The organism is Streptomyces sp. NPDC054872, from assembly GCF_053610705.1.
The window spans coordinates 25,717-45,980 of the sequence record NZ_JBSGYY010000037.1 but is presented as its reverse complement, the minus strand read 5'-3'; the positions used below and the strand labels follow the sequence as shown (position 1 = coordinate 45,980).

The window sequence follows — 20,264 nt, the reverse complement described above, 5'->3', positions numbered from 1 at the left end:
GCCCCGCTACCCGGCCGGGCGGTACGCTCCGACTGTCAACTGAAATCACGAACGGTGATTTCATGATCAGGGAGGCCGTGATGAGCGAACAGCCGTGGACCATCGACGCGATCGCGCACGCCCTGCCTATCCCGGACCTGCGGCAGAACTTCCTCCGCGCAGCGCATCTGGCCACCATCGACGAGCTCCCCGGCGTCTGCCGGAAATGGGCCGGCCTCGTCGAACGCTACGAAGCCGACCGGCCCGAGACGCAAGCCGTCCTCGAGTACGCCCGGGCGCACAACGGACAGCTGCCGCCCCAGTACGCTGACGACGGCAGCACCGACGACTTCCTCGTCGGCCTAGAAGCCGACGTCCGCAACCGGCACAGCCAGGGGAGCAACGCCGCGTGACATGGCGCGTGATCATTCCGCCCGACCTGCAGCAAGAGGTCTGGGGAATGTCCCCGGCGACCGGCGACGCCGTCCTCAACCTCGTGCAACGCCTGCGCACTGATCCCGACGCGGCTACCGGCCCCTTCGGCCACGAAGACACCGGGCCCGAACGCGTGCGTCAGGCCGCCGCAGACAACGCCATCGTCGTCGTCATCATCAGCGACACGACCGGCAACGTCACCTTCCAGCGGGTGCTCGACCTCTGAGGCGACACGGAGGCCCCCGCCGACTTGCTTTGGCGCGAGGCCTCGTATTGCCCCCGAAGTCAGACGAGAAGCAGGTCGTCGTCGGTGAACGGCACCGGATTGTTCAGGCCCTTGTCTCCCTCGGTACTCGAGAGGAGCGCTCCGCGCTCCTTGCCCAGCGCTGTGACGACGTCTTGACGGCATCGAGGCCGTCTCGAGATTGTCAACCATCCCGAGCTCACCGGGATGGCCGCCCTTTGAACGCCGCAGTTCGCGCCGCGCGAGCAGGCCACAGCGAAGGCGCGCAGGCGCTGGCGGGCAATGTGCTGGAGACTGCGATGAAGGGGCATGGCAACGCCTGGATCAGGCATTCCTTCCCTCAAGTGACGTACCCCAAGGGCAATCACCACGCCACCATCGGCAGCGTCCTTGACGACACGGCCGACTGGGGCGACCTCACACTGCTGCAGTTCAAGCACTTCTTCATGCTCACCGGTATGAGCAGCGCCTTCTCCCACGCTGACACGCAGAACACGTTCAACCGCTATCTCGGAAATCACTGCGCTTCTCCCGACACTTACCCCCGCAAATCGCCCTGCCGGCCATCCTCCTCGCCCACGCACTGCTGCGGGCCCTGAACCAAGACCTGGCGCATCCCGGCGACGCAAAGGCCAGCGGGTAGACGCTCCACCACATTTCTCGTCAGCATCCGATGCTCATGAGAGAGCTGCGAGCGCCGCTTGTCAGTTGCTGCGCTCGACGCACCAGGCGCTCGCCAAAGACCCGCACGGCCATATCCGGCTCCAGGCTTATGATCAGCGTCGCCTCGCCACACATCAACTCCCCTGCGGCTGCGGCGCGCAGTTCCCTCAGCTCCTGCTCGCTCACCTCGAGCGCACTCAGCTCCACCTGTGTGCGCCCGTCGTGAAGACGGCTGCTGGCGATGCCGCGGACCTGGGCGAAGGCATCCTCGGCCCTGCGCTGGACAGCCAGGCTGGGCGGGGCTCCCCAGACGTCCTCGGAGTGTTCCCTGCGGATACGGACCTGTTCAATGCGGTCGCGGCGCGCGGCTTCCTGGGCGCCGCGCCACTGTTCCACTGCATGGGCGCGCTTAGCCGGGGTGTCCAGAACCTGCTCCGCGCCAGCGAGAAGTACGGCGAGCAGACCCGAGCCACGGCGGACCCTCGCCGCCTCGCCGCGCAGGTGTAGCCAGCCCCGGACGTCGGTCACCGTCCATCCGGCATCGGCCACGTTCCGGGCCACCCAGGCGATCTGTGGCACCAAGCAGCCGCGCAGCCAGTCCAGGGTGAGTTCCCGGGCCAGCTGGAAGCGACGGCCCACAGTGTTCAGCTTCCGGCGCCCGCCGGCCTTTGCCTTGGACTTCTTCGCAGTGGTGGACTCGCTGACCCCGCTTGCGAGCTTGCTCTCAGGGGGGATGGAAGTAGTAGCCGCAGTGGAAAGAGCTGAGGTACCGACCTGCATTGGGGTGCAACGGACCTCCTCCGCAACAGCCGCCACTGCTCCTTGCTCAGCACCCCCCCAGCGCGGCCTTCGACGGGGCCTTGGAGGACGACTTCGAGCGCGGCCTGCGAACCTTCGTCGAGGCCTTCTTCGCCAGCTTCGCCATCGCCTCCCGGCCCGTCTCCGCAATCCCGGACACCGCCCGCGTGTACGACGGAGCGCCCTGGTCGCGCTGCACCGTGCGGATACCGAGAACGACGTCGAACTCAACCGGGATCACCCGCGCGAACTCGCTGGCCTGCGCCGGGCCCCCGGACACCCGCGTGCCCTTGACGATCCACGCGAGCAGCCCGGCCTCCCGCAGCATCCCCAAGTGGTACTCCACCGACCGCTCCGACAACCCGGTACGGCGCACTAGGTACTCGATGCCCGGACGGCACGGAAAGAGCTGCGCGAGCTCCTGGGCGACACGCAGGGTCGTCGGCCCGAAGCTGCGCGGCCCGTGCGAACGGTGACGCCGCGGTTCGTACAGCCCGGGGACCATCCCCGCGGGTGCGGGGAGCACATCCGGGAGTGGAGGACCGCCCGGTGAGCAAGGGGACCATCCCCGCGGGTGCGGGGAGCACGGCCTCGCCCTGACAGGGCTTGCGGCCACCGCGGGACCATCCCCGCCGGTTGCGGGGAGCACACGTTGATCCATCCAGCATCTGGCGCTTCTTCGGGACCATCCCCGCGGGTGCGGGGAGCACGGCTCCCGTACACCAAGATCGACGGCGGTGGCGGGACCATCCCCGCGGGTGCGGGGAGCACGGGCTTGAGGTCGGCTTCTGCGGTGGCCCGGAGGGACCATCCCCGCGGGTGCGGGGAGCACACTCTGTGTCGCGTGGCCGAGCCCGTTCAGGGGGGACCATCCCCGCGGGTGCGGGGAGCACCGGATGCTGCCGTTGGACTGGAAGGAGCAGGCGGGACCATCCCCGCGGGTGCGGGGGGCACCAACAAGACCGAGGCCTACCGGCCCGAGTCCTCGGGACCATCCCCGCGGGTGCGGGGAGCACCAAGAGGCATACGCAGCCTGGATGGGCCACCAGGGACCATCCCCGCGGGTGCGGGGAGCACAGGTCGTTGACGTGGTTGCGGAGTTCGGCGAGGGGACCATCCCCGCGGGTGCGGGGAGCACAGCGATAGCCAGCCGGCGATCCGTCCGACGCAGGGACCATCCCCGCGGGTGCGGGGAGCACCCTCTCGGCTCGCTCACTGAGGGCGGGATGACGGGACCATCCCCGCGGGTGCGGGGAGCACCACGGACTCCGGGACACACGGGGCGGAGCCCCGGGACCATCCCCGCGGGTGCGGGGAGCACACCCTTCCTCGCTGGCCGCGAGTTGCTGGAGGAGGACCATCCCCGCGGGTGCGGGGAGCACAGCTCTCCCCGGGAACCTCGGGCGACACGATCGGGACCATCCCCGCGGGTGCGGGGAGCACACTGCGCGGCCTGCTGTTTTATCGACCGGTAGAGCTGTTTCGGGGCAGTTTCACTGAATCCGGCAAAAGTAAGAAAAGGGGCATGACGTTTGTCAGCCCTTGCCGAATCGGCGGCGTTTCGCAGCGTTGCTCCAGCCGGGTTTCGGTGTGCCGGAGGCTTGTGGTGTCTGTGTGTTTGGGCGGCGGATCAGGGTCAGGCCCTCGTAATCCACGGGATGCCAGGCGTGGTCGTGGGTGCGGAAGGCGAAGCCTTGTTCGTTGTTGGTGGTGTGGGCGAGCAGGGCGCGGCCCTGGCCCGCGTATTGCTGAACTTCGTTCCACAGGACGTCACGGACGCGCGCGGAGGGGTTGCCAATTAAGACGCCTGCAGAGATTTCGAGGAGCCAGCGGGTGAGGAACCCACGAAGCCCGGGTGGGCAGGTGGAGAGGACGATGACGGTCACCAGATGACCGCCTCATCCGCGTCCGTGACCACGTCTGCGGAGCCGTAGTTCACTCCGGCCGCCACCTGGTGGCCCTGGTCGCTCTGGAGTGTGACGCGATCCTGGTCGCTAGCCCGGTCATCAGCCGCAGTCTGGGCGCCGGGCACCAGCAGGTGCTTGATGTCCTTGACGCAGCGGCCCATGAGTCCGGTCTCGTTGATACGGTCGCGCAGTCCGCGGCGGGTTCGGGGGCCCACGTCCTCGGGGCCCTCGGACGCGATGTCGAAGGCGAGGGGGATGCCGATCTCTGTCTTGTAGAGATCTGCGATGTCCAAAACGAAGGAGAGTTCGTGTCCGGAGTGGACGAATCCGAGGCCGGGGCTGCATCCGAGCGAAGCGACGACGGCGTGGGCGATGCCATACATGCACTGGGCTGCGGCGGTGATGCCCTGGTTGACAGGGTCGCCGCTGCCGAAGTCGCCTGGGGTGTATTTCCTGCCCTGCCAACGGACACCGGTGCGGACTGCCTGGGCGCGGTAGCACTCTTTGACACGGTCGCCTTCGCGACCCAGGAGCTGTTGACGGGTTAGGCCCTCCGGGTCCTCGTCGGGGAAGCGCAGCCGGTACATGGCGCGGGCGACGGTGAGGCGGCTGCGTAGATTGGCCCACTGCGCGGCCTGGGCTTCGACGAGTGCAGCTGAACGGCTCAGCGCTCTGCCGCCGGCGTAGTAACGCACGCCGTGCTCTCCGACCCAGACGACCGCCGCTCCGGTCTCGCCGAGAACGCTCATCGCCTGGTGGGTGATGCGGGTGCCGGGCCCCAGCAGGAGGGTGGCGATCGTGGCGGAGGGGATATGGGTGGTGCCATCAGCGTCCTCAACAGTGATGGCGTTGGCATCGCGGTGGACGGTGCAGCGCTCCAGGTAGAGGAATGAGACCCGCTCACCGCTACGGGTGAGATGGCGCGGGGTGAGGGCGGCCCGCTTGCCGACTGTCGACACCGCCTCACTCCCCGGGTGCCGGAGGCGTCGGCACCGGGGCGAGGGTCATGAGCCCGCAGCCGTACGCCTTGGCCTTGCCCAGCCCCTGGGTGAGGGTGCGGCGCAGGGCGTCGGGGTCGGTGACTTCGAGGCGGCCGTCGAAGGTGACCGTCACGACTTTCACCCGGTGGGCCTGTGACCGCTCTTCGCGGGACTTGGCGAAGGAAAGAGCGCGCTCGTCGCGGACGGTCAGTTGGTACCGGTCGCCGTGGTGAGGGTGGTTGTGGTGGGTGGTGCCGCCGGGCAGCAGGCGTTGGTCCTGGGGCTTCTCCAGGACGCGGAACCCCGCGCGCTCCTGGCGTTTGGGGTCCAGGAGCCAGCCCTGCTGGTGGACGGGGGTGAGGTGCGCGGTGCGTTTGGTGGGTTCGCCGTCCTTGCGCCGGATCTGGTGCACCGGGTTGGCGGTGAGTCGGAACTCCCAGACGTCGCCCGCGGCGAGGCGGTCGAGGAAGGAGGTGTACGGGCGGCTCTGCCAGCCGGGGGTGTCCGGGTCGAGGGCGGCAGCCGGCCAGCCGGCCTGCTCCACGAGGTGGGTCAGGTCGGGCCGGCCGGGGCTCACGACGTAGAGGAAGACCTCGGCCCTGGCGTTGTGATCCAAGCGCCACAGCACCCTGGGCCCTTCAACACCACCCGTGCTGGTGGTGGGCAGCAGGTCGGGGAAGGCGGACATGACGGCCGCGTGCAGCGACTGCGGGGACGAGAGCAGGCGGCGGGCACCGGGTCGCGCGGTGTTCACACGGAAGCGGGTCAGATACATCAGAGGGTCTCTTCCTCCACGGCGTCGAACGGTTCATGGCGCGGCACCGGGTGGGCGGCGGCCGGTTCGCGGGGAGCCACGGCGCGAGGGTTGGGCACCTCCACGGTGGTGCTGACCACGGAGCGCAGTGCGTGGCGCCGGTGCGCGGCAGCGAAGCTGAGGGGCTGATCGCGCAGGACGTCCCCTTGTTCTTCGCCCTGCACGGGCTCGCGCAGAACGGACAGGGAGACCGTGGGCTCCTTGCCGCGCAGACGTTGGTACCAGTCGGCGGCCTGCCAGGGCTCGTCGCACAGGGCTTGGGGGAGGGAGGTGTCGCGGGTGGCGAGCTCCACCGGGAGGGCTGGTGGGCAGGAACGCCGGCCGAGGAAGAGAGGGTGGACGGGCGCACGCAGGGCGGTGTGGAGTTCGTCCAGGAGGGCGCCCTCTCCTTCAAGGGCGGCAACGAAGACGGCATCGGCGAGGTAGAAGCGCTCGGACAGCGGCATGGATTTGCCGGTGACCGCGTGATGGGCGGTCTGGAAGTCCCGTACCCGGGTGCCTGGTTGGTCGATGCGGACGCCGAAGCGCAGGGCGGCCAGGCGGGAAAGGCCGGCGTCGTCGTCGCGGTCGAGGCCCTGGGCGGCGGCGAGCATGCCGATGACGCCGCTCTTGGTGGGGGCGGACTCGGTGGTGCGGCGGACGAAGCGGGCCGATGCCCCCCAGGCTTGCAGGGGGGCGGCCAGCCGCAGGAGAAGGACGCTCATACGGGCTTGTCCAGGCGTTCAGTGACGGCCTGGCCGACCGCCTCGACCAGTTCGCTCAGCCGGTGGGCCTGCGTGCCGAGGCCGGCGAGCTGTTCGGTGTTGGGGCCGACCCGCAGGACCCAGGAGAGGGTGGACTCCTCGTCCCCGTAGGTGCGTTCCACGTCCGGGACGTACTGCGCGAGGCGGTCCACGGCTCCGCGCAGGTGCCCGTTCTCCCCGGTGACGGGTTCCTCGAACGCGGCGACATAGCTGATGGGCCGGGTGGTGCGCAGTTTGACGATCACGGCGTCGGGGAGGGTGTGGTGCCCGAACGTGTTGATCTTTCCGGTCGGCAGGGACTCGAGGAAGCTCTGTACGAATGCCTCGACTGCGCGCCGCACGGGTGCGGTGCGCGGTTCGTCCTCGCGCAGTCCCTCGCCGAGGTTCTTGGCGAGCTGGTGGACGCTGAGCGCCGCGTAGCGGTAGAGGGTGGAGGAGTTGAAGTCGACGGTGCCGATCATTCCGGCTCCCGATTCCGCGTCGGTGTTCTTGTCGTCCACGGCCGTGTAGTAGTCGGACTCGTTGTCGACGCGGTGCACGCTGATGGCGTGGGCGACCTGGACGGCGGCATCGACGTTGAAGTCGGCGGAGTCGGCGACCATGCGGCCAAATAGGGCGATGTCGACGGAGTGCCGGGTGTCGGCGATCTCCCGGGCGCGCGCCTTGTTGTCTTTGAGGTGGGTCTTGATGTCGGCCGCGCCCTCGATGGCCAGCGCGGCGAGGCCATCGATCTGGCGTGCGCTGAGGAACATCAGGTATTTCGACTCCGGCGCCGCCTCTGGGCCGCCGTCCTTGGCGGCATCAGCCTTCCGCTTGGGTGCCTCCATCTTGGAACCGGTGGCGCCCTGAATGACCTCGGCGGCCAGCTGGAGGGCCTCGGCTCCCTTGAGGGTGGGTTCGAGGGCGGTGAGGCGGGCGGCGAGGACCTCGGCGACCTTCTTCGTGCGCACCCCCAGTTCGCTCGGGTCAAGGAGGTGTTCCTGGCTGAAGTAGGTGCGGGTGGCGCGCTTCCAGGCCTGGCTGGACACGCGTGCGCGGGGCACCCCGCCGTAGACGGCTGACTTCGGCGCGCCGGTGTCATCGCGGTTCAAATTGCTGGGCGGCACCGTCTGCAGCGCGTGCACGTCGAGGAAGATGCGATTCACGAGGCGTCCTTGTCCGTGTGGTCAGTGCGGTCGTCGATGTCATGGGCAGCAGCCGGGGCCTGCTCCTTGCTCTTTTGGGGAGCCCGGTAGGAGTGGAAGGATCGTCCCCAGGCCCGGCGTACGGCCTCGCGTCCGGTGGGCTCCTGCCAGCCGTAGAGCTGCCCGGCCAGGAGGGCGTAGTCCAGGGGGATGTCCGCGCTTCGCAGCAGGAGAACGATCTCGCGTAGCCGCTGGGCGAGGGTGGGCAGGCCGGGTGCGGTGCCGGCCCGGACGAATCGCTTGCGGATGGGTTCGGCGATGTCGCCCGGCGGCATCAACTGCCGTACAGCCGAGCCGAGTCCCCTGGGCGCGGTGTGGGAGCCGGGCTTGTGCATGGCCGTGCCGCGGGACTGCTGGTGCAGGGCCCACAGAGTGAGCGCCACATGCACCGCGTCCTCGGCACGGGTCAGTTCGTCCTCGCGCAGCGACCGCCCCCCGTCTGCCGGTGCCTCGTGCAGGGCTCCGGTGTCGGCCAGCCCCCACAGATCCGGTACCTGGGAGAACTCCTTGCCCGCGCCCCGGCGCAGCCGGGCCAGCGCCCCCACCGCGTGGGACTGGTCGCCCAGATACCCCCGCTGGAGCGGGGCGATGATGTCGCTGGTAAGTGTGCTGACGCGCTGCACAATGGTGGGGGGTGTGGTGAGGGTGGTCATGCGGGCGCCTCCAACGAGGAGTTGGGCTCCTGGGCCGGGCGGCCGTCGTCCGGCGGCCGGTCGAAGGGGTAGGGATCGCTGAGCGCTTTGGACAGGCGGATGCGGAACCACCGTTCCGCGGACGCTGAGTTGAGCCACTCGGAGCCCTTCTTCGTCGCCACCACCCGGCCGCCCCACGCGGCGTCGCCGGCCTGTCTCACGAGCTGCTCGCCCAGGCGCCGCAGGTGCCGGTGGGCCTCCTGCTGCCAACGGGTGCGGTGCGCGTCGGGGTCCTGGGCCGTGGCCAGGTCGCGCAGCCACAGGCGGTAGGGGCCATCCAGGGCGGCGAAGCCGAGGCTGCGGGCGGCCGAGCGCAGTCCTTCGCTCTCGCTGCCCGCCGCGCGCGCAAGGTCCGTGGCGAGATCACCGAGCGCGGTCACCGCCCGCTCCGTCTCCCCGACCGCATCGATGGCCTGGCGGGCATACACCCGCTCCTGCTGATGCAGCAGCACCACCGCCATCGCCACCCGGTCGTCGACGACCTCGTCGATCACCGACTGCTGGGTGCCGTAAACAGCCCCCACCACGCGCGCCCGGATCAAAAAGCCGCGGGGCAACTCGGCCTCCGTCACCAGCCGTGCGATCCATTCCAGAATGCCGGGCCGCAGCATCTTGGCTGCCTCACCACCCTGGCCCGCCTCCGCACGCCCCGCCACCAGGGCCTCGATACCCCGCCAGGCCGACCGGGCCGGATCATGCTCCCGCGGCAGGTACACCAGCGGCTCACCGCGCTTCTTCTCCTGCGCCGGGCTCCTGCGCCAGGCGGTCATCGGCTCGTCACCGTGCATGTTGTGCGCGGCGAGCGGATCGCCGTAGCCCAGGATCACGCCGTAGGCGCCCTGCGCGTCGAAGCGCAGACGCAGCCGGCGACTCTGCCAGGTGTACAGGTCACACACCCCCGAGGGACGCGTGCGGCCCGAGGCGCCCGGACCGCACGGATCGCGCCGCCAGGCCGGCACGTCATCGCTTGAGATCCGCACGCCGCTGGTGTCGGCGGCCACCAGATTCAGCAGCAGCGTCTCGCGCAGCGTGCGCCCCTCGGCGAACACCCCGCCCAGCGAGCCTGCCCAGCCGACCCCCAGTGGGTACACCTTGCCGCCCTTGACCCGCCCATCGCCGTCGATGCCCGTCTTGATGCCGGAGGTGTCATAGGCGTGCGCGTGTACGATCCAGCGGGCCGCCTCGGCGAAGCCGAGCCGCTCGACGGCCGGCATCCTGGAGCTGAAGAACGGCTCCCCGTTGGGGACGTCCGCGACGATCCGGTTGAGTGAGAACACCTCGTCGCGGACGGTGCGTAACTGGGCGACCTGGAAGAACGGTGTGGAAGGGTGGAGCAGGTCGAACCGCTGGTGGTGCTCGTCGAGGTAGGCGGCGACCGGCGCGAAACAATCATCGTCGGCCCACAACTCTGCCCAGTGTTCCGTGTCGCGCGGCCCCTGCAGCGCATCGTGGGCCAGCGCGAGCAGCAGACGTATCAGGGCGAATTCCTGTGTGGGCAGATCCCCCACCACGCCACGGAGCTGGCCCGCGCGGGCGAACACCTCCCGCAGCGACAGTTCGTCCTGCATCCCGCTCTGATCAAGCACCGAAATCCACGGCCGGCTGGTCAGATCGAAGGTCAACGCCGCGTCTAACGCGCCCGGTTCATCGGATTCAGTCACTGCTCACCTCAAGGCCGTCGCTTGGGCTGTAGCGGAGGGCAAAGCCTGCCAGGGAGGTCTGACAATCGGCGTCGAGCGCCAGAATCAGCTGGCCGGCCAGCCAGTGGCTGTCCTTGCCCTGCCACGCCGGTACGTACAGGTCCTCCAGCTCGGCGATCGCACGGTCCATGACATCGGCGTGTGAGAACTGGATGGGCAAGCGCAGGCCGCAACTGGCCGCGGCCCGCGCCGCAGCCGCCGTCGGAGGCCGGTCGGTGGGCAGTTCCAGTCCGCCTTGGCCCTTCGCCAGCCAGGGCAAAGTGGCCAGCGACCCATCAGCGCGCCGCTGCACCACCACTACTTCCAGGCTTTCCTTGCTGTCACGGACCTGGGCCCGCCCGGCCCGGGTGTCATCCGCGTCCCCCACACCAGCCGTGATCCACCCGATCAGCGGTCGTCCCGGTCGGCCCACCTCATCCAGCCGGAACACCTCCGCCCTCCCAGCCTGCTCCGCACGGTGCTTCGCATGACGCTCCCCCGCCACGGTGAACGCATCGGCCCATGCTGCGGGGCCGACAGGTGCCTCGCCGTACGCGCCCTGGACCAGAGGGCTGATGTCTCCGGGCAACCGCACGGGCCGCCGCGCACCCTCCAAGTGGGGCAGCAGAACGGCAGCGGAACGCAGCAGCGCATACGGCCCATACACGGCAACCGACCCCCGCACCGGCACCGGCACCTGCCCGCTCCAGTCGACACCGGTGACCCAACACCGCGCTGCACGCAGCCGCTCGGGGCGCTTAGCCTGTCCGATGCCGCGCTGGTGGCGGTGCAGGCGTCCCATCCTCTGGAGCATCAGGTCGACCGGGCACAAATCGGTGACGAGCAGGTCGAAGTCGACGTCGAGGGACTGCTCGGCGACCTGGCTGGCGACCACGATGTGAGGCCCGGCCGGGCGCCGCCCGCCCGCCTTTTCCGGCGGCCCGAACCGGGCCAGGAGATCGGCGTCCTTCGCCGCCCGGTCCACATCGACGAAACACGAATGCGCGACGGTCACAGCCTGGTCCCCGAAGTGCTCACGCAGAAACTGCGCGGTCTCCAAGACCCGCCGGACCGTGTTGCGTACAACCAGGACGCAGCCTCCGCCCACCAGTTCAGCCGCCAGCCGCTCGGCCAGCACCCTCTGGTCATCGTCGAGCCGTTCCAGATGGACATCGCCACCCCTGGACGAGGCCGCGGTCCCTTCGACGACCGGATCCTGACCGGGCGTCACAGCGGTCAGCAGCGGATAGGCGGTGGCCCCATCCACCTCCTCGAAACCACCCGCCGCCCCATCGGTTTTACCACCGGCTCCGGCGTAGGCTTCCGCGAGCTGACGGCGACGGGCCGAGGGCAGCGTCGCGGACAGCACCACCACCGGCACCCGGTAGGCACCCAGCCACGACAGCACCCGGTCCAGATAGACACTCATATACGTGTCATAGGCATGCGCCTCATCAATCACCACGACCTTTCCTGCGACCGCCAGATGACGCAACACCAGATGCCGGCTCTTGAGCCCGGCGAACAGCAACTGGTCCACCGTCCCCGCGACGAACGACGACAGCATCGCCTTCTTCCGCCCCCGCAGCCACGCATGGGCGACCAACTCGGCCGGAGCCGACCGCGTCTCGTCCGAGGGCCGCCACCGCCCCACCTCGCCGTCCACGTCAACGGCAGCAATCCTCTGCCGGCTACTGCGCATCAACTGGGCGTACTCATCGTTAAGAGCGGCCTTGGAATGGGCCAGCAGAACCGACCGCTGGGCGCCCTCCTGCGCGGGCAGCAGGTCGAGCCACGCCAGCAGCCGCGGGAACATCGCGTTCCCCGTCGCCATCGTGGGCAGGGCGAAGAAGACCCCGCCCGCACCGGATCGGGCCGCGAAGATCTCAGCGACAGCGAGCGCCGCCTCCGTCTTCCCTTCACCCATGGGGGCTTCGACAATCATCAGTCCAGGCGCGGGCATCTCACGTGCCAGCCGGACCGCTGCTTCTTGCACGGGCCTGGCCTTCGCCCCCGGCGGCAGATCGAACCGCGATGCAAACACCTCCCGCGCCGTCCCAGCCGGCTCCTCAGCCCGCCACGGAGCAGGCAACCGCAGCCCCTGCCAGGCCGCCGCGATTCGCTCCTCGCCGGTACGGGTCTCCTGCGGAAAATACGGGAACAGGTCCGGGTTGCTGGCGATCCAGTCAGCGACGATCACCACGGCGGTGAGCAGCACCTGCACCGGCTGCGACACCTTCACCGTCTGCCAGGCCTCGAGCCGCTCGCGCACGCCGTACTCTTCGGCACACGCCTCCAGCAACTCCTCCTGCACCCGCCGCCACAACTTCGCACTGCTCCCCGGCGTCCGCAGCAGATGCGGACGGTCGAACAGATCAGCAACCTGTCCATGCTCCGGCGGCACCCCGTGGTGGCCACCCGCAACGACCGTGAACTGCCCGCTCTGCCGGGCCGACCAGCCGTGCCGCTCCTCCAGCCACTCGGCTAGCAGCACCTGCCCCGCCAGCGCGTGCGGCGCCATCGCACGATCGGCCCCGATCTGGCGCCGGGTCCTCATCTCAAGGCCCTGCCGCCGCATCTCGTCGGCAAGTTGATCGACCTGACACGCGAACGCCGGCGTTGCCTTGCCGATGTCATGCACCGCTGCCAGCCACACCACCAGCGACCGGGCATCGTTAGCCCCGCCCGGCAGTGCCTCAGCCATCAACGCCCGCACACTCACGGGCAGCCACTCGTCCCACAGCAACCCGGCCACCGCCGCACTGTCGCCCATGTGCCGCCACAACGGCAGCCAGCCATCGGTATCCCGGTCGTGCTTGGCCCACACAGAACGCACCGGCCCCGCAAGCCGACCCCCCAGCCCCGCACGTAACTCCCCCTCAACCGCCATGCCACAGGCATACACGCCAACTCGAGAACACGGCAGCAATACCGCGAAAGCGCGCCCCTCTACGAACAGATCAAGGAGAATCCGGAAAGCAGCTCACAGCACGACATACCATCCGCCCTCACGCCTTCCGACGCACACACATCTACGAGGACTAAGGAAGTCGATAAGCTCGATGCCGCTTATGCGTGTTATGGCCGAATCGGCGAAACTGCTCGAAACCAGCACTCGGCAGCGATAGACCCGCAGGTCGCGGAGGGTGCTCCCCGCACCCGCGGGGATGGTCCCACATGGCGAAGGTCGTGCACCCGAGGCCACCAGTGCTCCCCGCACCCGCGGGGATGGTCCCGCCGCCATCGACGGCGGCGCCCTCGACGTGTAGTGCTCCCCGCACCCGCGGGGATGGTCCTACGCGGCTGGCCGTTTCCGGTAAGGGCAACCGGTGCTCCCCGCACCCGCGGGGATGGTCCGGCGGTCTCCCCGCCGTAGCGGTGGGAGAGGGTGCTCCCCGCACCCGCGGGGATGGTCCCGGTGCAGCCGGGACTGCGTTCGGCGCGCTGAGGTGCTCCCCGCACCCGCGGGGATGATCCCGCCGCGATGGACGTCGAGGGGTCCGGCTTGCCGTGCTCCCCGCACCCGCGGGGATGGTCCACCACCCCGATCACTTCCGGAACCGGCTGGAAGGTGCTCCCCGCACCCGCGGGGATGGTCCCGGATCCAGGGCCGCAGCTTGTGGCTCCGGTTCGTGCTCCCCGCACCCGCGGGGATGGTCCCACCACCACCGAGCCCACCCGCTGCCTCGGCTGGTGCTCCCCGCACCCGCGGGGATGGTCCCACCACGAAGACCCCGAAGAGGAACATCACGATGCGCTCCCCGCACCCGCGGGGATGGTCCCTCCGTCTGGCCGGCGTGCCCTTCGACGACGAAGTGCTCCCCGCACCCGCGGGGGTGGTCCCAGCAATTACATCGAAAGTCTCGGCGGGAAGTAGTGCTCCCCGCACCCGCGGGGATGGTCCCGTCTGCCCGTTGGACCACGCGTAGGTGAGGCTGTGCTCCCCGCACCCGCGGGGATGGTCCCTGGCGGTACACCTTGCGCGGGTTGCCAGCGAGGTGCTCCCCGCACCCGCGGGGATGGTCCCGTGGGGCGCCGCGACCAAGGCGCCCGCACCGAGTGCTCCCCGCACCCGCGGGGATGGTCCCTTCAGTCGCCGTTGGGCGTCGTCGGCGTACCAGTGCTCCCCGCACCCGCGGGGATGGTCCCGACTGGACGGCAGATGTGCCGCCCCACGAGACGTGCTCCCCGCACCCGCGAGGATGGTCCCCTCCGGGTTGTTCTGCCCCAGGGAGTTGAGGCGTGCTCCCCGCACCCGCGAGGATGGTCCCCTCCGGGTTGTTCTGCCCCAGGGAGTTGAGGCGTGCTCCCCGCACCCGCGGGGATGGTCCCACTCCGGAGGCGCGCGAGGAACTCATTCCGGCGTGCTCCCCGCACCCGCGGGGATGGTCCCTCGGTCACCGCGGCGGAGATCGCGGCAGGCGTGTACTCCCCGCACCCGCGGGGATGGTCCCGAGATGTCCGAGTCCATCGCGATGGTCTCCAAGTACTCCCCGCACCCGCGGGGATGGTCCCGACTTGCCCACCGGCAGGTGGCGCGAGCAGGAGTGCTCCCCGCACCCGCGGGGATGGTCCCGACAGCACCGCGAACGGATGATCGGCGACGTGGTGCTCCCCGCACCCGCGGGGATGGTCCCCACTCCCGTTCTCGTCGGCGCGTTATGGCACAGTGCTCCCCGCCGCGGGGATGGCCCCACGGCGGGCTCGGACCCGTGGAACGCCAAGCTGTGCTCCCCGCACCCGCGGGGATGGTCCCGAGTCTCACCGGATTCGTCGGCTGCTCCCCCGTACTCGCGCGGAAGGTTCGGCTAGCTAGGTCGCTCTCAGTTGTCGTCTCGTGGTCCTGTCACGCACGTACGTCCAGGACCCGGACGGGGCGCCCTTCCCATTGTTCTGGGGCGATGGTGGCTACGATCGCGCCGTCGGGGCGGTCCGGTGTGGGCTGGGCGGCGTACTCGGTGTGGGCGCTGGCCCAGCTTTGCTGTTGTGCTACCGCGAGCGCGGCGGGCAGGTCCAGGTCGAGGACGGTGACGCCGGGCAGTGCGGCGAGGTGTTCGGCTGTTCCGGGCCGCGCGCGGTCTGCTTCGACGAGCACGCAGGTGGGGGCGTACAGGTACCAGCCGGCCTCGGCGTGAGCGCGGTGGATCAGTCGGGAGACCAGCACGTTGCCGGCGCCGGCCGCGGCCATCGCTGTTGCGTCCAGGATGATGTGGGTGTCGTTCACCGGCCGGTGGCCTTGGCCAGGCGCCGGTCGAGCTCGGCATCCAGTTCTTGCTGTTCGGTGGTGCTGGGGGCGTATCCGGTCCACTCCTGCAGGGCGGCGCGTGCCTGCTCAGCCCGTTCGGTGCGTTCCTGGGGAGTCAGGAGGGTGTCGGCCAGGCGCGCGAGGTAGGCCCGCAGGGATAGTCCTTCGCTGGCCGCGATGGCCGCCAACCGGTCCTTGGCGTCCTCGGGGATTCTCACGTTGGCATCAGGCATAGCGTTCCTTCCCATAACCCCATGGTACGGGTACGTACCCGTACCCGCTACCCAGGGCGGCATTGACACGGGCCTGCGGTGCGGGGCGACTACGCGGCTTGTCAGCCGCTCTGCCACGGAGGCGGGACTGCGGACACGGCGCCCACCTTCTTTCCAAAGTCCTGCCGTCGATGCCGGGAGCGTCAGGACCGGAGCACGCATCCTGATCGAGGTCGGTGACGGCAGCACCTTCCCGACCGCCGGCGACCTCGTCGCCTACGCGGGTCTCTCCCCGGCGACCTGGAGCCCGGGCTCATCGGTCCGCGGTGAACAGCCGTCCCGGCGGGGAAACAAGCAGCTCAACCGGGCCTTCTTCCTCTCCGCGTTCACCGCCTTGAGCGATCCGGCCTCTCGGGCCTACTTCGACAAGGAGATTGCCCAGGGGGAAGCACCGTACCCAGACCGTGCTCTGCCTCGCCGGGCGCCGGGCCGGCGTGCTGTTCGCGATGCTCCACGGCGGAACGTTCCACGAACCCTAGCCCGCCGCAGCGGTTACCTGACCTGCGGGTCTGCGAGGAGAACGACTTGATCGGCCTCAATGCCGAAGCCGAGCACCGGATGGCCGGAGTCGCCTTCCGGGTCCATGAGCACCGGCTTGCCAAGCCGCCGCCCGATCTCCCGAAGGAAGTCGCAGAACACATTTAGGTGCTCCTGGCCCTGCAACTCCCGCAGGTCGACGTCGAAGTCGATTTCATCGTCGGCATGAAAACGGAAGATCGCCAGCACATCGGCAGCCGGCCAGACTCGCAGGGTCGGGCACTCGGCATCCGCCGGACGGGACAGCACGGCCTCCGCCCGGGGCACCGGAAACACCGTCTCTCCCTCGGAGTACTGGCACTTCCAGCCCTTCTCCACGACCAGATCGAGGACCGCCTGCCAGTCCTCCACCGAGGCGTCCGGGACGCGCACGTCTGGCAACGACCCCATCAAGTCCGGGTCGAAGAAGCACTTCACGTCATCCCACAGCAGATCAGCCACCCCGCCATGCTGCCCCGGCTCACCGACCCACCGCACCCCCGTTTCCCTCGACCAAAGACGTTGGGGCCCGCCACAAACGCAGCAAGGGTTGAGCTCGAGTGCTCCCCGCACCAGTGGGATGCCTTATGGGGAGAAGAGCTGTGGCGGTGTCCGCTTTGCCGGACTCGGTCAAAGTGCTGAGTTCTACCGGTTGGTGGCGGCAGAATGCCTGGTGAAAGAGCCTGCTCCCCGCACGCGCGGGGATGGTCCACAGGGCGTCTCCGATGCCTCCATCGCCAAGGTCTGCTCCCCGCACGCGCGGGGATGGTCCCGGCCAGCTCGACACCGCGACGACCGCGGCCGACTGCTCCCCGCACGCGCGGGGATGGTCCTTCGGGCTCGGAAAGAGCGACGGGGAAAGTCCCCTGCTCCCCGCACGCGCGGGGATGGTCCCCAGGAGGACTGCACGATGGCTCGCTTCCGTCCCTGCTCCCCGCACGCGCGGGGATGGTCCCGGGGCCGGCGGTATGACGGTGCGCTGGCCCAACTGCTCCCCGCACGCGCGGGGATGGTCCCTACGGCGTCGGCGACGAGGCAGACGACTTCCACTGCTCCCCGCACGCGCGGGGATGGTCCCTCGGAGAACGCGCGCCCGCTAGGGTCCAGGTACCGCTCCCCGCACGTGCGGGGATGGTCCTTCGGCGTACAGGGTCGTCGCCCACTCGGTGATGTGCTCCCCGCACCCACGGGGATGGTCCCATGCGGCCGGTGTCGTCAAGGAAGGTGACGCCCTGCTCCCCGCACGCGCGGGGATGGTCCCCCGGCCGGCCTCGAGCTACTCACCTCCCTCTGCTGCTCCCCGCATGCGCGGGGATGGTCCCTACGTGCTGGGCGTGTCCGGTTGGTCGATCAACTGCTCCCCGCACGCGCGGGGATGGTCCCAGCTCCTGCCGGTCCGCGATGGACGTGCCCGCCTGCTCCCCGCACCCGCGGGGATGGTCCCACCGCGCGGACCAGGAAGGAGGAGACGTTCAGGTGCTCCCCGCACCCGCGGGGGATGGTCCCCACTACCGCAAGCACGACCGGATCAAGGGTGAGCGCTCCCCGCACCCACGGGGATGGTCCCGCGCTGCTCGTTCTTTCCGACCTGGTGACGAAGTGTTCCCCGCACCCGCGGGGATGATCCGAGATGACCCTTGATGCCGCGCGGTACGTCCTCTGCTCCCCGCACGCGCGGGGACGGTCCCGACTTCGCGAAGGCAGCGCCCTGGTCGGGGCCCTGCTCCCCGCGCGCGGGGATGGTCCTGAGATGTCCGCCGAAGTCGGCGCTAGCAAGCTGCCCTCGCGCGTGCGGGAAAGGTCCCAGGAACTCCGACGTGCTCAATCGCGGGACGTCGTGAGGACGAAGGCCAAGGTCCGGCATCGGCTGTCGGCGGCGAGGTGGATCTTGTTGTCAGGCCGCCGCGCGAGCGTCCGAGGACACGGTGGTCAGGCTCGCCAGCCGGAACCTCTTCCGGCGGGCCCCGGCCACGCGCTGGTGAACGCGGACGACCGTGGAGTCGACGGCGACGACCCAATCGAGGTCGCCGTCAGTGTCGGCCTGGGCGAGCGAAGTGGTGAACGCCTTCTCGCAGGTGCTGTAGGCGGCCCAGGCCCGCAGCCGGTTGGGAACGCCCTCCACGATCCGAAAGTGTTCGGGAAGGTCCATCCATGGCGTGCCGGCGCGGTGCTGGAAGGCGATTGCAGTCGTCACCTGCCGGGGATCCTGCCAGCGCCCACCCCGCCGAGGTGTCCGGTTCGGCAGCAACGGCTCGATGCGTGCCCACTGGGCGTCAGTCAACGACACACCCAGGCCAACGATCGGATGATCATGCTACTCAACTGCCTTGGCGCTGCTGGCGCTCTCGAAGTCGCCGCACGTGCCTAGCGTACTGCCCGGCCCGCGACCTCTGGGCGCGATCGATCGAAAGCACTTGAGGATCCGTCGCGCGTTCGTACAACTCGACTTCGAAGGGGTCCGCGCCTACCTCGACAAGCCGTGCCAACGCGTCCCGATCCTGCTCAGCCGTCGGACGCACGCGAATCTCGTCTCTCCACACCTGACCGCTCGCTTCGGCTTCGTCCACTTCGCCAATATATGCGCGGGCAGGCGGCGTACGGACTCCCCGAATCAAGATCCGAAAGAGTCGGAGTGGAGATCGATGCGCTCCCCCGCCGGATGCCTTGCGAGCAGGTGCGGGGTGTTCTACCCGCTTTGCCGGACTCGGTGAAAGTGCTGAGTTCTCCGGGTTGGTGGCGGCAGAATGCCTGGTGAACGAGCCTGCTCCCCGCACGCGCGGGGATGGCCCCGTCACCCGCCGCCCCGCTGCCAGCCTCGCCACCTGCTCCCCGCACCTGTGGGGATGACCCCCAGTAGACCCCCACCCACTTCGAGGGCGAGGCGCTCCCTGCACCCGCAGGGATGGTCCCCGGACGTGCCCTCGACTTCCAGACCCATGTCGGCAAGGCGTTCGAGGAGGCGCACCCTCAGCCACTCCCCACCTCCGTCAGGGAAGTCATGCACGCGAGGTTCAGACCGCGCTGCACCAGTTCGGCTCCGAAGACGTCCTCAGCCCAGCTGCGGCCCATTGCATCCACGGCATAGGTCACGCGACTCGTCTCACCCATCATGAGCTCACCCCACGTCACTTCCAGCAGCTCCCGCAGCTCGTCCTCCCCCACCACCTCCCGCAAGCAAGGCTCCTCGACCACGAGCGGAGCACTTCCCCGAAGCCTGAGGCCGGCCGTCCGACGGACCTGTTCGAAAGCGTCCTTCACATGCCGCTGCACGTCGCGGTTAGACGGGCTCTGGCAGGGATGCGCGGCCTGCTCGCGCCGGTCACGGACCTCCTCGATGTGCCACTGCCGTGAGACTTCCTGAGCGTGACGCCACCGAGCGACGGCATCGGTCCGCTTCTTGGGAGTGTCCAGTACCGTCTCCGCGCCCTTCAGCAGCACGGCTAGCAGTCCGGAAGCACGCCGCACTTGGCTGGCGCCACCGCGCACATGAAGCCAGCCCCGAACCTCTTCCGCGGTCCACCCGGCATCCGCGACGTCCTTTACCACCCAAGCGATCGGGCGCACGGCGCATCGGCTCAGCCAGTCGACCTGCTGAATCAATTCGTACGCCAGTTGGTAGCGGCGTCCCACGCGGTTGAGCTTGCGCCGACTCCTGCGATTGGGCTTCTTCGGGGGCGATGACTTGCTGTCCCCGCTGGCGAGCTTGCTCTCAGGGGGGAAGGAAGTAGTACCCGCAGAAGAAGTAGTTGTTGAACCCACCTGCATTGGGGTGCAACGGGCTCCGGCCGAGACACCCGCCCCAGCACCCTGCTTGGTCCCCCGCCCCGAGGTCGTCGACGACGTCCCTGCCCGAGGCTTGCGGGTCGTCCGGGTAGCCTTCCGTCCGAGCTTCGCCATCAACTGCCGCCCTGACGTAGAGATCCCGGCCGCCGCACGCGTGTAGACAGGGGCTGTCTCGTCCCGCTGCACCGTGCGGATACCCAACGCAGCGTCGAACTCGGCAGGGACCATCCGCGCGAACTCCGATGCCTGAGCCGCTTGCCCGCGCACCCGGGTCCCCCGGACGATGTACGCCAGCAACCCGGCCTCCCGCATCATCGACAGGTGATATTC

General features: G+C 69.3%; 18 protein-coding genes, 1 pseudogene and 3 CRISPR repeat arrays. Of the genes and pseudogenes, 4 read left to right on the top strand and 15 right to left on the bottom strand.

The window, feature by feature from the left end:
* The first annotated feature begins 80 nt into the window (after positions 1–80).
* From ACWGIH_RS33925 to ACWGIH_RS33915, 3 genes are all read left to right on the top strand, one after another.
* Entirely contained in the window at positions 81–392 is a 312-nt protein-coding gene (locus tag ACWGIH_RS33925) for a hypothetical protein (protein ID WP_453450401.1), read from the top strand.
* The gene (locus ACWGIH_RS33920; RefSeq protein WP_453450402.1) at positions 389–640 is read left to right on the top strand and encodes a hypothetical protein; all 252 of its coding nucleotides are present in this window, start codon (positions 389–391) and stop codon (positions 638–640) included. The genes ACWGIH_RS33925 and ACWGIH_RS33920 overlap by 4 nt, the downstream gene beginning before the upstream one ends.
* Before the next feature lie 236 nt (positions 641–876).
* The gene (locus ACWGIH_RS33915; protein ID WP_453450404.1) at positions 877–1,257 is read left to right on the top strand and encodes a hypothetical protein; all 381 of its coding nucleotides are present in this window, start codon (positions 877–879) and stop codon (positions 1,255–1,257) included.
* 64 nt (positions 1,258–1,321) lie between these two features.
* Here the strand turns inward: ACWGIH_RS33915 and ACWGIH_RS33910 are convergent, their stop codons facing one another.
* The 12 genes from ACWGIH_RS33910 to ACWGIH_RS33855 all read right to left on the bottom strand — a co-directional run bounded on the left by ACWGIH_RS33910 (position 1,322) and on the right by ACWGIH_RS33855 (position 15,596).
* Positions 1,322–2,137: a hypothetical protein gene (locus ACWGIH_RS33910; protein ID WP_453450405.1), complete on the bottom strand. Its 816-nt coding sequence runs from the start codon at positions 2,135–2,137 to the stop codon at positions 1,322–1,324.
* Positions 2,138–2,147: 10 nt separating this feature from the next.
* A complete protein-coding gene (locus tag ACWGIH_RS33905; protein WP_453450406.1) occupies positions 2,148–2,645 on the bottom strand; it encodes a hypothetical protein in 498 nt (165 codons plus the stop codon).
* 154 nt (positions 2,646–2,799) lie between these two features.
* Positions 2,800–3,562: direct repeats of the CRISPR family, unit length 29 nt; unit sequence GGGACCATCCCCGCGGGTGCGGGGAGCAC.
* A 92-nt stretch (positions 3,563–3,654) separates the two neighbouring features.
* Entirely contained in the window at positions 3,655–4,005 is a 351-nt protein-coding gene (gene cas2e, locus ACWGIH_RS33900; RefSeq protein ID WP_453450407.1) for a type I-E CRISPR-associated endoribonuclease Cas2e, read from the bottom strand.
* Entirely contained in the window at positions 4,002–4,985 is a 984-nt protein-coding gene (gene cas1e, locus ACWGIH_RS33895; protein ID WP_453450408.1) for a type I-E CRISPR-associated endonuclease Cas1e, read from the bottom strand. The genes cas2e and cas1e overlap by 4 nt, the downstream gene beginning before the upstream one ends.
* 4 nt (positions 4,986–4,989) lie before the next feature.
* Positions 4,990–5,781, bottom strand: coding sequence for a type I-E CRISPR-associated protein Cas6/Cse3/CasE (gene cas6e / locus ACWGIH_RS33890; protein WP_453450409.1), 792 nt, complete (start codon positions 5,779–5,781; stop codon positions 4,990–4,992).
* Entirely contained in the window at positions 5,781–6,524 is a 744-nt protein-coding gene (gene cas5e, locus ACWGIH_RS33885) for a type I-E CRISPR-associated protein Cas5/CasD (protein WP_453450410.1), read from the bottom strand. Before cas5e ends, cas6e begins: the two co-directional genes overlap by 1 nt.
* Entirely contained in the window at positions 6,521–7,708 is a 1,188-nt protein-coding gene (cas7e, locus tag ACWGIH_RS33880) for a type I-E CRISPR-associated protein Cas7/Cse4/CasC (protein ID WP_453450411.1), read from the bottom strand. The genes cas5e and cas7e overlap by 4 nt, the downstream gene beginning before the upstream one ends.
* Positions 7,705–8,400, bottom strand: coding sequence for a type I-E CRISPR-associated protein Cse2/CasB (gene casB / locus ACWGIH_RS33875; RefSeq protein ID WP_453450412.1), 696 nt, complete (start codon positions 8,398–8,400; stop codon positions 7,705–7,707). Before casB ends, cas7e begins: the two co-directional genes overlap by 4 nt.
* Positions 8,397–10,007: a type I-E CRISPR-associated protein Cse1/CasA gene (gene casA / locus ACWGIH_RS33870; RefSeq protein WP_453450441.1), complete on the bottom strand. Its 1,611-nt coding sequence runs from the start codon at positions 10,005–10,007 to the stop codon at positions 8,397–8,399. The genes casB and casA overlap by 4 nt, the downstream gene beginning before the upstream one ends.
* Before the next feature lie 85 nt (positions 10,008–10,092).
* A complete protein-coding gene (cas3, locus tag ACWGIH_RS33865) occupies positions 10,093–13,008 on the bottom strand; it encodes a CRISPR-associated helicase Cas3' (protein ID WP_453450413.1) in 2,916 nt (971 codons plus the stop codon).
* A 256-nt stretch (positions 13,009–13,264) separates the two neighbouring features.
* Positions 13,265–14,755: direct repeats of the CRISPR family, unit length 29 nt; unit sequence GTGCTCCCCGCACCCGCGGGGATGGTCCC.
* Between the two features lie 209 nt (positions 14,756–14,964).
* On the bottom strand, positions 14,965–15,306 hold the full coding sequence (locus ACWGIH_RS33860; protein ID WP_453450442.1) for a hypothetical protein: 342 nt from the start codon (positions 15,304–15,306) through the stop codon (positions 14,965–14,967).
* Between the two features lie 32 nt (positions 15,307–15,338).
* Entirely contained in the window at positions 15,339–15,596 is a 258-nt protein-coding gene (locus ACWGIH_RS33855) for a hypothetical protein (protein WP_453450414.1), read from the bottom strand.
* Positions 15,597–15,739: 143 nt separating this feature from the next.
* Here ACWGIH_RS33855 and ACWGIH_RS33850 point away from each other — a divergent pair.
* Positions 15,740–16,114, top strand: a pseudogene (locus tag ACWGIH_RS33850) (transposase); the annotation flags it as partial.
* Positions 16,115–16,127: 13 nt separating this feature from the next.
* Here the strand turns inward: ACWGIH_RS33850 and ACWGIH_RS33845 are convergent.
* The 3 genes from ACWGIH_RS33845 to ACWGIH_RS33835 form a co-directional block, all read right to left on the bottom strand.
* Positions 16,128–16,613 carry a hypothetical protein gene (locus ACWGIH_RS33845; protein WP_453450416.1) on the bottom strand — a complete coding sequence of 162 codons (486 nt, stop codon included), beginning with the start codon at positions 16,611–16,613 and terminating at the stop codon, positions 16,128–16,130.
* A gap of 221 nt (positions 16,614–16,834) precedes the next feature.
* Positions 16,835–17,594: direct repeats of the CRISPR family, unit length 28 nt; unit sequence CTGCTCCCCGCACGCGCGGGGATGGTCC.
* 451 nt (positions 17,595–18,045) lie between these two features.
* Complete coding sequence (locus ACWGIH_RS33840) at positions 18,046–18,438, bottom strand: transposase (RefSeq protein WP_453450417.1); 393 nt, start codon at positions 18,436–18,438, stop codon at positions 18,046–18,048.
* Between the two features lie 680 nt (positions 18,439–19,118).
* A complete protein-coding gene (locus ACWGIH_RS33835; protein WP_453450418.1) occupies positions 19,119–19,781 on the bottom strand; it encodes a hypothetical protein in 663 nt (220 codons plus the stop codon).
* Between the last annotated feature and the right edge of the window lie 483 nt (positions 19,782–20,264).

Bases quoted from the DNA above. Each gene is read 5' to 3' on its own strand.
- casB (WP_453450412.1), bottom strand. From the start codon at position 8,400: ATGACCACCCTCACCACACCCCCCACCATTGTGCAGCGCGTCAGCACA.
- ACWGIH_RS33860 (WP_453450442.1), bottom strand. From the start codon at position 15,306: ATGGCCGCGGCCGGCGCCGGCAACGTGCTGGTCTCCCGACTGATCCAC.
- cas5e (WP_453450410.1), bottom strand. From the start codon at position 6,524: ATGAGCGTCCTTCTCCTGCGGCTGGCCGCCCCCCTGCAAGCCTGGGGG.
- cas6e (WP_453450409.1), bottom strand. From the start codon at position 5,781: ATGTATCTGACCCGCTTCCGTGTGAACACCGCGCGACCCGGTGCCCGC.
- casA (WP_453450441.1), bottom strand. From the start codon at position 10,007: ATGCAGGACGAACTGTCGCTGCGGGAGGTGTTCGCCCGCGCGGGCCAG.
- ACWGIH_RS33855 (WP_453450414.1), bottom strand. From the start codon at position 15,596: ATGCCTGATGCCAACGTGAGAATCCCCGAGGACGCCAAGGACCGGTTG.
- cas3 (WP_453450413.1), bottom strand. From the start codon at position 13,008: ATGGCGGTTGAGGGGGAGTTACGTGCGGGGCTGGGGGGTCGGCTTGCG.
- ACWGIH_RS33925 (WP_453450401.1), top strand. From the start codon at position 81: ATGAGCGAACAGCCGTGGACCATCGACGCGATCGCGCACGCCCTGCCT.